The 9,673-nt window shown below is 73.4% G+C and carries 6 protein-coding genes; 4 read left to right on the forward strand and 2 right to left on the reverse strand.

Translation table 11 applies throughout. The features are described from left to right. Positions 1-152 precede the first annotated feature (152 nt). A complete protein-coding gene (locus tag ACWDS7_RS43155) occupies positions 153-290 on the forward strand; it encodes a hypothetical protein (protein ID WP_451934008.1) in 138 nt (45 codons plus the stop codon). A gap of 186 nt (positions 291-476) precedes the next feature. On the opposite strand, the gene ACWDS7_RS43160 is transcribed toward ACWDS7_RS43155, so the two are convergent. Beyond that, the gene (locus tag ACWDS7_RS43160; RefSeq protein ID WP_451934009.1) at positions 477-893 is read right to left on the reverse strand and encodes a MarR family winged helix-turn-helix transcriptional regulator; all 417 of its coding nucleotides are present in this window, start codon (positions 891-893) and stop codon (positions 477-479) included. Positions 894-970: 77 nt separating this feature from the next. Between ACWDS7_RS43160 and ACWDS7_RS43165 the strand changes: the two genes are divergently transcribed. From ACWDS7_RS43165 to ACWDS7_RS43175, 3 genes are all read left to right on the forward strand, one after another. Next, entirely contained in the window at positions 971-2,752 is a 1,782-nt protein-coding gene (locus ACWDS7_RS43165) for an ABC transporter ATP-binding protein (protein WP_451934010.1), read from the forward strand. A gap of 77 nt (positions 2,753-2,829) precedes the next feature. Next, positions 2,830-3,966 (forward strand): PP2C family protein-serine/threonine phosphatase, encoded by a 1,137-nt coding sequence (locus ACWDS7_RS43170; RefSeq protein ID WP_451934011.1) that lies wholly within the window; start codon positions 2,830-2,832, stop codon positions 3,964-3,966. Positions 3,967-4,136: 170 nt separating this feature from the next. Next, entirely contained in the window at positions 4,137-6,884 is a 2,748-nt protein-coding gene (locus ACWDS7_RS43175; RefSeq protein WP_451934012.1) for an ATP-binding protein, read from the forward strand. A 142-nt stretch (positions 6,885-7,026) separates the two neighbouring features. On the opposite strand, the gene ACWDS7_RS43180 is transcribed toward ACWDS7_RS43175, so the two are convergent. After that, the coding region (locus ACWDS7_RS43180) for a M28 family peptidase (protein ID WP_451934013.1) at positions 7,027-9,673 on the reverse strand (2,647 nt) is incomplete at its 5' end.

The following is a 9,673-nucleotide window of genomic DNA, read 5'->3' on the forward strand; positions in this document are numbered from 1 at the left end:
ACCTGACGCTGCGCGAGGAGTGACCCGGCGCGGCGGGGGCGCGGCCACCGCCGACCCGATGGCGGCGGGGTGGGCCACGAGGGTTTCGAGACATACCGGGCCGCCTGGGCTCCCTCGGCCCGGGCAGCCGGGCCGACTTCGCCGTCTTCGCGGTGGAGGCCGACGGGCCGACCGCCTACACCGCCCTGCTCCGCGAGGGGCCGGGCCGGTGTGTGGCCACGGTCATCGGCGGCCGGATCCGCCACCGCCCCGGCGACGACCTGGACGCCGAGGCCAGGCGGCTTGCCTGACCGGGGCCGGGAGGCCCGCCCCGGCCGCCGGACCTCCCGCGCCCGGCGGGTGACATGACGGCCCGGACGACCGGCCCGGCGACACCCGAGCCCACCGGCCCACCGGCCCGACGACCCCGGCGAGCCCACCGGCCCGGCGGACGCGCAAGCCCACCGGCCCGGCGAGCCGGCGGACGCGCGGCCCGCCTACCCGAACTCGCGGTCCACCAGCCCCAGCAGCTCCCTGAGCCGGTCCTGCTGCTCGGAGGTGAGGACGGAGAACAGCTCCTCGGCCACCTGCCTGCGCGCCTCGCGCACCTGCGCGTACTGGGCCCGGCCCTCGGGAGTGATCACCAGCAGGATGGAGCGGCGGCTGGCCGGGTCGACCTCGCGGCGGACCAGACCGGCCTCCTCCAGCGCGTCCACCACCGGGGTGACCGAGCGCGGCACGATCCTGAGCCTCTCGGCGAGCTGCACCATCTTCAGCGGCGGCTCGGCGTCGGCGATCACCCGCAGCGCACGCGCCTGGCCGGGGCTGAGTCCGAGCGGCCCGAGCCGCTCGCCGTAACCGCGCCGCAGCCGGTGGCCGACGCCGTGCACGAGATCGGCCAGTTCCCTCTCCACACCCCGAACTTATCTCATTGTCCGCTGGAATTAATGTGAGCTAACCTCTGTTTGAGAGAACATCAGAAAGAGGTTGCATGACTGAATGGACCGAGAAAGCTCTCCTGCCCGAAGCACCTGACATGAACGACGGACCTCAGGTGCCCCTGCGGCGCATCATCGCCCTGTTCCACCCCTACCGGGGCCGGCTCGCCCTGGTGGGCGCCCTCATCGGGCTGTCCTCGCTGGTCTCGCTGGCCTCGCCGTTCATGCTCCGCGAGGTGCTCGACGACGCCGTCCCCAACGGCAGGACCGGCCTGCTGACACTGCTGGCGCTCGGCATGGTCGCGGTCGCCGTCACCACCAGCGTGCTCGACGTCGTCCAGACGCTCATCTCCACCACCGTGGGCCAGCGCGTCATGCACGACCTGCGCACCGCCGTCTACGGCCACCTCCAGCGCATGTCCCTGGCCTTCTTCACCCGCACCCGCACCGGCGAGGTGCAGTCGCGCATCTCCAGCGACATCGGCGGCATGCAGTCGGTGGTCACCTCCACCGCCGCCTCGATCGTGTCGAACCTGACCACCGTGGTGGCGACGGTCATCGCGATGCTCGTCCTCGACTGGCGGCTGACCGTCGTGTCGCTGCTGCTGCTGCCCGTCTTCGTCGGGATCAGCCGCAGGGTCGGCCGCGAGCGCAGGAAGATCACCTCGGAGCGGCAGCGGAAGACGGCCGCGCTGTCCTCCATGATCCAGGAGTCGCTGTCGATCAGCGGGATCCTGCTGGGCCGGACCATGGGCCGCGGCCCCGAGCTCACCGGGCGGTTCACCGCCGCCTCCGGCGAGCTGGCCGACCTGGAGGTCCGCTCCAGCATGGCCGGGCGCTGGCGGCAGTCCACCATCCAGATCATCATGGCGGCCATGCCCGCGATGATCTACTGGGCCACCGGGCTGACCTCCGCCGTCTCCATCGGCACCGTCGTCGCCTTCACCACGCTCCAGATGAGCCTGTTCCGGCCCACCGTGTCGCTGCTGCGGCTCGGCGTGGACGTGCAGAGCTCCCTGGCCCTCTTCGCCCGGATCTTCGAATACCTCGACCTGCCCGTGGACATCCACCCCGGCACCCGGACGTTGACGGACGTGCGTGGCGAGGTGCGCTTCGAGCGCGTGGACTTCTCCTACGGCGAGGCCCCGACCCTGTCGGAGGTGGACCTCACCGTCCCCGCCGGCACGTCCCTGGCCGTGGTCGGCGAGACCGGCTCGGGCAAGACCACGCTGAGCTACCTGCTCCCCCGCCTCTACGACGTGACCGGCGGCCGGGTCACCGTCGACGGCGTGGACGTGCGCGAGCTGACCTTCGAGACGCTGGCCGAGACGGTCGGCGTGGTCTCCCAGGAGACCTACCTGTTCCACTCCTCGATCGCCGACAACCTCCGTTTCGCCAAGCCCGCCGCGACCGACGCCGAACTGGTCGAGGCCGCACGCGCCGCCCGGATCCACGACCACATCATGTCGCTGCCCGACGGCTACGACACCATGGTCGGCGAGCGCGGCTACCGCTTCTCCGGCGGCGAGAAGCAGCGCCTGGCCATCGCCCGCACCCTGCTGCGCAACCCGCCCGTGCTGATCCTCGACGAGGCCACCAGCGCCCTCGACACCCAGACCGAGCGCGCCGTCCAGGAGGCCCTGGACACCCTGTCGCGCGGCCGCACCACCATCACGATCGCCCACCGCCTGTCCACCGTCCGCGACGCCGACCAGATCGTCGTCCTGGACCACGGCCGCGTCGCCGAGCGCGGCACCCACGGCGAGCTCCTCGCCGCCGGCGGCCCCTACGCCGCCCTGGTCCGGCGCGAGGAGCCCCTGGCCGCCGCCGCCTGATCCGCGGGCTCAGTACGGCGGGCTCGGTCCGGCGGGCTCGGGAAAGATCCGTTTCCGGCAGGGTGTAAGCAGGAAGAATGCAGCTTAGGCAGCGTGTTTCTGAGTTACGCGACCTGCGGCGTCCGGGATACGCGCTGGCCGCGATCCCGTTCGGGCTGATCCTGGGGATCACGGTCGCCGACGTCCTGATCCCGGGCCGGGTCCACCTGGCCCCGCTGCTGGTCGCCGCGCCCGCGATCACGGCCGCCCTCGCCGGCCCGCGGCTGACCGGGACGGTCGGCCTTCTCGCCGTCGCCGACCAGATGCTCATCGGCGCCCGCGACGGCGAGCTGGGCTCCCAGGAGCTGCGCGTGCAGGTCCTGGCCCTGATGGTGGTCACGGCCCTGGTGGTGGGCTTCTCCCTGCTCCGCGACCGGGACCGGCGGGAGCTCGTCCAGGTGCGGTCGGTGTCCGAGGCCGCGCAGCGGGTCCTGCTGCGGCCCCTCCCCGAGCTGATCGGCCCGCTCCGGCTCGCCTCGGTGTATCTCGCCGCCGAGGAGGAGGCTCAGATCGGCGGTGACCTGTACGGCGCCGCACGGACCGCCGGCGGGACCCGGCTGATCATCGGCGACGCCCGGGGCAAGGGCCTGGAGGCCATCTCCGAGGCCGCCCTGCTGCTCGGCGCCTTCCGCGAGGCCTCCCGCCGCCACACCAGCCTGCCCATGCTCATCGCCGACCTGGAGGAGAGCGTCAGCGCGGGCCCGGGGCAGCCGGTCGAGGCGGGGCACGACGCCGACGAGAGCTTCGTCACCGCCGCGGTGTTCGAGATCCCCGACGACGACGCGCTGCTCGACATGATCAGCTGCGGGCATCCGCCGCCCCTGATGATGCGCGGCGGGCGTGTCACGACGCTCCACGCCGGCCGGCCCGCGCCCCCGCTGGGCCTGGGCGTGCTCCACGAGCCCGACTACGACATCGAGACGTTCAAGTTCGAGGCGGGCGACATCCTCCTGCTCTACACCGACGGCGTCATCGAGGCCCGCGATCCCGGCGGCGTCTTCTACCCGCTGGCCGAGCGGGTCTCCGGCTGGACCGGCGACAGCCCCGAGGCGCTCCTGCGGCACATCCACGACGACCTCCTCGCCCACGTCGGCGGCCACCTTGGCGACGACGCCGCCATGATCGCGGTCGAACGCCTCGCCGGCCGGGACGGCCCGGCCGCGTGTGATTCTTGACACGCACCCGCAACAAGCCCGTTATGTCCAAGGGTTGACCTTGAATGGAGATATGTGGGTACCCTCCGTGAGGGTCCCGCAGCCGTCTCCCCTCGGAGCCGCCAATGAGCAACCCGGCCTCGCCCGTACTCGTTGGACGCGCCTCTGAACTGCGGGTTCTGATCGACGCGATGACCCGCCCGCCGGCCGTGGTGCTGGTGGAGGGAGAGGCCGGCATCGGGAAGACCCGGCTCGTCCACGCCGCGCTGAACCGTCTCGTGTCCGGCGACCGCTCCATCCTGCTCGGCTACTGCCACCAGATCCGCGAACCCTTCCCGTACGGGCCCGTGGTGGAGGCGCTGCGGGAGGTCGCGGGCCGGCTGCCGGCGGCCGAGGCCCTCAGTCCGGTCACCGGCGCGCTCCGCGACTACCTCCCCGAACTGGCTCACGCGCTCCCGCCCGCGCCGCAGCGGCTGAACGACCCGCGGGCCGAGCGGCACCGGCTGTTCCGCGCGATGCGCGCCCTGCTGGCGGCCGTCGGACCGGCCCTGCTCGTGATCGAGGACCTGCACTGGGCCGATGACGGGACGCGGGACCTGCTCCGTTTCCTGGCCGACCAGCCGCCTGAAGGGCTGACGGTGGTGGCGACCTACCGGCGCGAGGACCTGGGCACGCCCGGCCTGCCGCTGGGTCACACCTACCGGCGCCCGCCCGGCACGACGAGCCTGGTGATACCGCTGCGGCCGCTGGACGCCCCGGGGGTGAGCAGCCTGGCCTGCGCGCTGCTGAAGCGCCCCGACCTGCCGCCGGCGTTCATCACCCGGCTGCACGAGCGTACGGCGGGCATCCCGTTCGTGGTGGAGGAGGTCGTCCGCTCCCTGCCCGACGTGGAGGGGCCCGACGCGCTGGACCGCGCCGGGGTGCCGCTGCTGCTGCGCGAGGCGATGGCCGAGCAGATGGCCGGCCTGTCCGCCGCGGCGGTGAGCGCCGTGCAGGCGGCGGCGGTGCTGCGGCTCCCCGTGGGCGAGCGGCTGATCACGGCGGTCGGCGGGGACCCCGCCGGGCTGGGTCAGGCGCTGCGCGCCGGCGTGCTCCACGAGCATCCCGGCGGCCGCTACGGCTTCCGCCACGCCCTGGCCCAGCAGGCCGTGTACGACGCGATCCCGGGCCCGGACCGGCGGCTGGCGCACGAGCGCGCGATGACCGCGCTCGCGGCGGTGGAGCCGCCGCCGCTGGTCCAGCTCGCCTTCCACTCCCGGCAGGCCGGGGACATCGGCGCCTGGCTGCGCCACGGCAGGGCGGCCGCCGACCAGGCGGCCGCCCTCGGCGACACCGCCCTGGCGGTCGAGGTGCTCGACGGCATGCTCGCCGACCCCGATCTGCCCACACCGGACCGCGGTCCCCTCGCGCTGGCGCTGAGCCGCCTGGCGGCGGCCGAGCTGTCGCACCAGCGGGTGGTGCGGCTGCTGCGCCGCCTGCTGCGGGACGACTTCCTCGCCCGCGAGGTGCGCGGCGAGGCACGGCTCAACCTCGGCCTGGTGCTGTGCAACCAGGCGGGCGACAGCGCCGCCGGACGTCCTGAGATCATGGCCGCCGTCGCCGAGCTGCACGACCGGCCGACGCTGGCCGCCCGCGGCTGGGCCAGCCTCGCGCTGCCGGGGTGGGGGACCGAGTCGCTGGCGACGCACGAGGAGTGGATGGCCCGCGCCGAGGCGCTCGTCGCGACCGCCGACAACCCGGAGCTGGCGGCCGCGGTCCTGGCCAACCGGGCCTCGTTCGAGATGACGATCGGCTCCCGCGACGCCTTCGCCGTCGCCGCCACGCTGCCGGTCACCGACCCGTCCGCGGCGGTCCGGCGGGAGGCCGCCCGCGGCTACTGCAACCTTCACGACTCGGCGACCATGCTGGGCCACTACGCCGCGGCGGAGATGTTCGGCCGGGAGGGCCGGCGGCTGGCCGCGGAGGCCGGCGCGCAGTACCCCGCCTATCTCGTCGACGTCTCGACGGTCCACCGGCAGTGGCTGACCGGCCGGTGGGACGGGCTCCGCGACCGGGCGATCACCCTGGCGGAGCTGGCCACGGAGACTCCGCTGATCGCGGTGGACGCCTGGCTGGTGCTGGGGCTGCTCGCCCTGGCCACCGGCGAGTGGGAGGAGGCCGCCGGGCACCTGCGCGGCGCGGGCATGGACGCGCCGGACGCGCGCTTCCTGCCGGTCGTCGTGGCCGCCGCGGGCGGTCTGGTCGAGCTGCACCTCGCCCGCGGCGCGCTGGAGAGCGCGGTCACCGAGGCCCGGCAGGCGGTCGCCCGGCTACGCCGCAAGGGGGTGTGGGTCTGGGGCGCCTACCTGATCCCGTCCGCCGTCACCGCGCTCGCCCGGGCCGGGCTCGTGAACGAGGGGTCCGAGCTGGTGGCCGAGTTCGCCGACGGGATCGCGGACCGTCTCGCGCCCGCCGCGCACGCCGCCCTCGACCACGCCCGGGGCGCGCTGGCCGCCGACCGGCGGCCGGCCGACGCCGCCTGCTGCTTCGCCCGTGCCCGGGAGGCGTACGCGGCCCTGCCCCAGCCCTACGCGGCGGCGCGGGCGGGCGAGGGCGAGGCGCGGGCCAGGCTCGCCCTCGGTGACCGCTCCGCCGCCCCGGCCCTCGCCGAGCTGGCGGAGCGGTTCGGCGCGCTCGGCGCCACCCACGACGCCGCGCGCTGCCGGCGCGCGCTGCGTGACATCGGCGTGGAGTCCCCGCTGCCGCGGGGGCGCAAGGGCAACGCCGGCGCGCTGTCCCAGCGGGAGAAGGAGGTCGCCCGGCTCGTCGCGCTCGGCCGGACCAACCGGGAGATCGCCGACGTCCTGTTCCTGTCGACGCGCACGGTCGAGACCCACGTCGCCACCGTGCTGCGCAAGCTCGGCCTGCGGTCGCGGACCGAGGTCGCCCCGCCCGTCTGAACGGGTGCGCGCGCCCGGCCCGTGCTCACCGGCCCGTGCTCACCGGCCCGGACGGCCCCGCCCGTCCGGACCCGGGAGACGGCGGACCCCCGGGACCCGACCGCTCGGTCCCGGGGGCGTCTTCGATCCGCTGGCCGGTCACTCAGACGGTGATGCTCCACCAGTCGAGGTAGCCGGTGTCGATGAAGTAGTTGTCGGTGACCTCCAACAGCCACTGTCCGGCCGCCTGCTGGGTGACCGGGACCGTGTAGGTCCGCGTGCCGTACGACGTGCAGGTGGAGCCGCCGCTGGAGTCGAGGAGGTACCACTTCCCGCTCGGGCCGCGGAGCCAGATCTCAAGGTCCTCGGCGCAGGTGTGGTCGATCGTGACGGTGAGCTTGACGGGCGAGGTCGCCGGCCCGGTCGCGGTGGAGGTGATCGGGCTCTCGACGGTGCCGAGGTCGTCGATGGTGTAGTCGGTGTCGTTGCGGAACGTGCGGCCGGGCGAGGTGCCCTGCACGGTCAGCGTGTACACCGAGGTGTGGGTGGCGGTCTCGCCGGTGCCCGTCACCGTCACCTGGTAGGTGCCGGCGGGCGTCGTGGCCGTGGTGGCGATGGTGAGCGTGGAGGAGCCGCCCGAGGTCACCGACGCCGGGTTGAAACCGGCCGTGGCGCCGCCGGGCAGACCCGACGCGGACAGGTTGACCGTCTGCGCGGTGCCCGCCGTGGTGGCGGTGGCGACCGTGGAGGTGGCCGCCTGGCCGGCCTGGACCGTCCCCGACGACGGGTTCGTGGAGATCGAGAAGTCGCGGCTCGTGGTGGTGCCCGTCGCGAGCTTCCAGATCGCGTACGCCGAGGCGTCGGCCGCCCGGTCCAGAACGGTGTCGTTGATGTTGCTCGTGGTGTCGCACGACTGGTGGTAGCAGGGGTCGTACGCCCGGCCCGCCGTACCGCCCCACTTGGTGGCCTGGGCCGAGGACTTGATGGCGCTGGCGCCGGCCGCCACGCCGGAGGTCGCGATCCCCGCGTTGCGGAACGACGCGTCGTCGGACCGGTTGGCGCCCTCGGTGTTCTCCTCCGGCTGGAGGCTCAGGCCGTCGTAGAAGGCCTTGAGGTACCGGGCCGCCTCGGTGGTGATGTTGTTGATGAAGTAGCCGCCGTTGGTGGAGCCCACCATGTCGTAGTTGTGGTAGACCTTGATCTTGCTACGCTCGGTGGAGCTGAGCGAGTTGACGTAGAACTCCGAACCGTTGAGGCCCTGCTCCTCGTCGGTCCACCAGCCGAACCGCACGTGCTTGGCCATCGTCGGGTTCTTCGCCGCCAGGGTCAGCGCGACCTCCAGCAGCACCGACGAGCCCGAGCCGTTGTCGTTGATGCCCGGACCGGCCGAGACGCTGTCCAGATGGGCGCCGGCCATGACGACCTGGTTGGCGTCGCCGCCGGGCCAGTCGGCGATCAGGTTCGGCCCGGCCCCGGAGGTGCAGCCGGAGGTGCAGGGCTGCCGCACCACGGTGTAGCCGGCGGCGGTGAGCTTCTGCTCGATGTAGGACACCGACGCGGTGTAGCCGGCGCCCGTGGACCTGCGGTTGCCGCCGTTGGCGGTGGCGATGCTCTGGAGCTGCTGCAGGTGAGTCTTGACGTTCGCGACGCTGATGTCCGGCGGGTCGGTCGGGTTGGGCCCGGTGCCGACCGTCAGGGTGTAGGCCGCCGTGTGCGTGCCGGAGGTGGCGGAGCCGGTGACCGTGACGGTGTACGTCCCGGCCGGCGTCGACCCGGCGGTGCTGACGGTCATGGTGGAGGAGGCACCCGAGGTCACCGAGGCCGGGTTGAAGCTCACGGTGGCGCCCGCCGGCAGGCCGGAGGCGGTGAGGTTGATCGTCTGCGCGCTGCCCGAGGTGGTCTGCGTGCCGACGGTCGAGGTGGCCTGCTGGCCGGGCTGCACCGAGCCCGCGGCGGGGTTCAGCGACACGGAGAAGTCGTTGCCCGTCGCGGCGCAGGTCGGCTCACCGGACTGCACCGGCACGCTGATCGCGTTCCAGGCCGCCTTGGTGGCGGCGCACTCGGGGCTGTTGGCGCCGTACAGTTCCACCGCCGCCGTCAGCGACGCCGACCTGGCGTTGGCGTACTTCCAGGTGGAGGTCTTGCGCATCAACGCGCCCATGAAGATCTTGCCGGCCTTCTGGATGCCGATACCGGACACCGAGGAGGGGCCGCCGGAGCAGATCGGGCTGTTCGGCTTGCCGCCGCCCGGCGAGGAGCCCTCGGCCAGCAGGTAGAACCAGTGGTTGAACGGGCCGGCCGCGGCGTGCACCTCGGTGTTCGGGATCGAGGAGGACCAGCAGTTGGGGTCGCCCACGCGGGACGGGTCGTACATGTAGCGGATCGGACCGTCGCCGACGAGGTCCACCTCCTCGCCGACCTCGTAGTCCGGCGGGTCGTTCGGGTTGTTGGCGTAGGCCTCGGTGAGCGCCCCGAAGACGTCGCCGACGGCCTCGTTGATACCGCCGTTCTCGTTGCCGGAGCCGGCGCCGCCGGGGGTGGTCTGGAAGACGGCGTGGCCGAACTCGTGCCCCACCACGTCGATCGGCGTGGCCTGGCGCTGGTTGTCCTGAGAATGGCCGAAGTTGGTGGTGCTGCCGTCCCAGTAGGCGTTGACGTCGTTGAGCCCGACCTTGGTCGGGAAGCCGCCGCCGCTGCCGTTGATGCCGCTGCGACCGAGCCAGTCGCGCAGCATGTCCCATTCCTTCTGGACCGAGTAGAGCGCGTCCACGCACGCGGTCTCCAGGTTCGTCCCGGAGCCGTTCCCCCAT

This window comes from Streptosporangium sp. NPDC003464 (assembly GCF_053588315.1).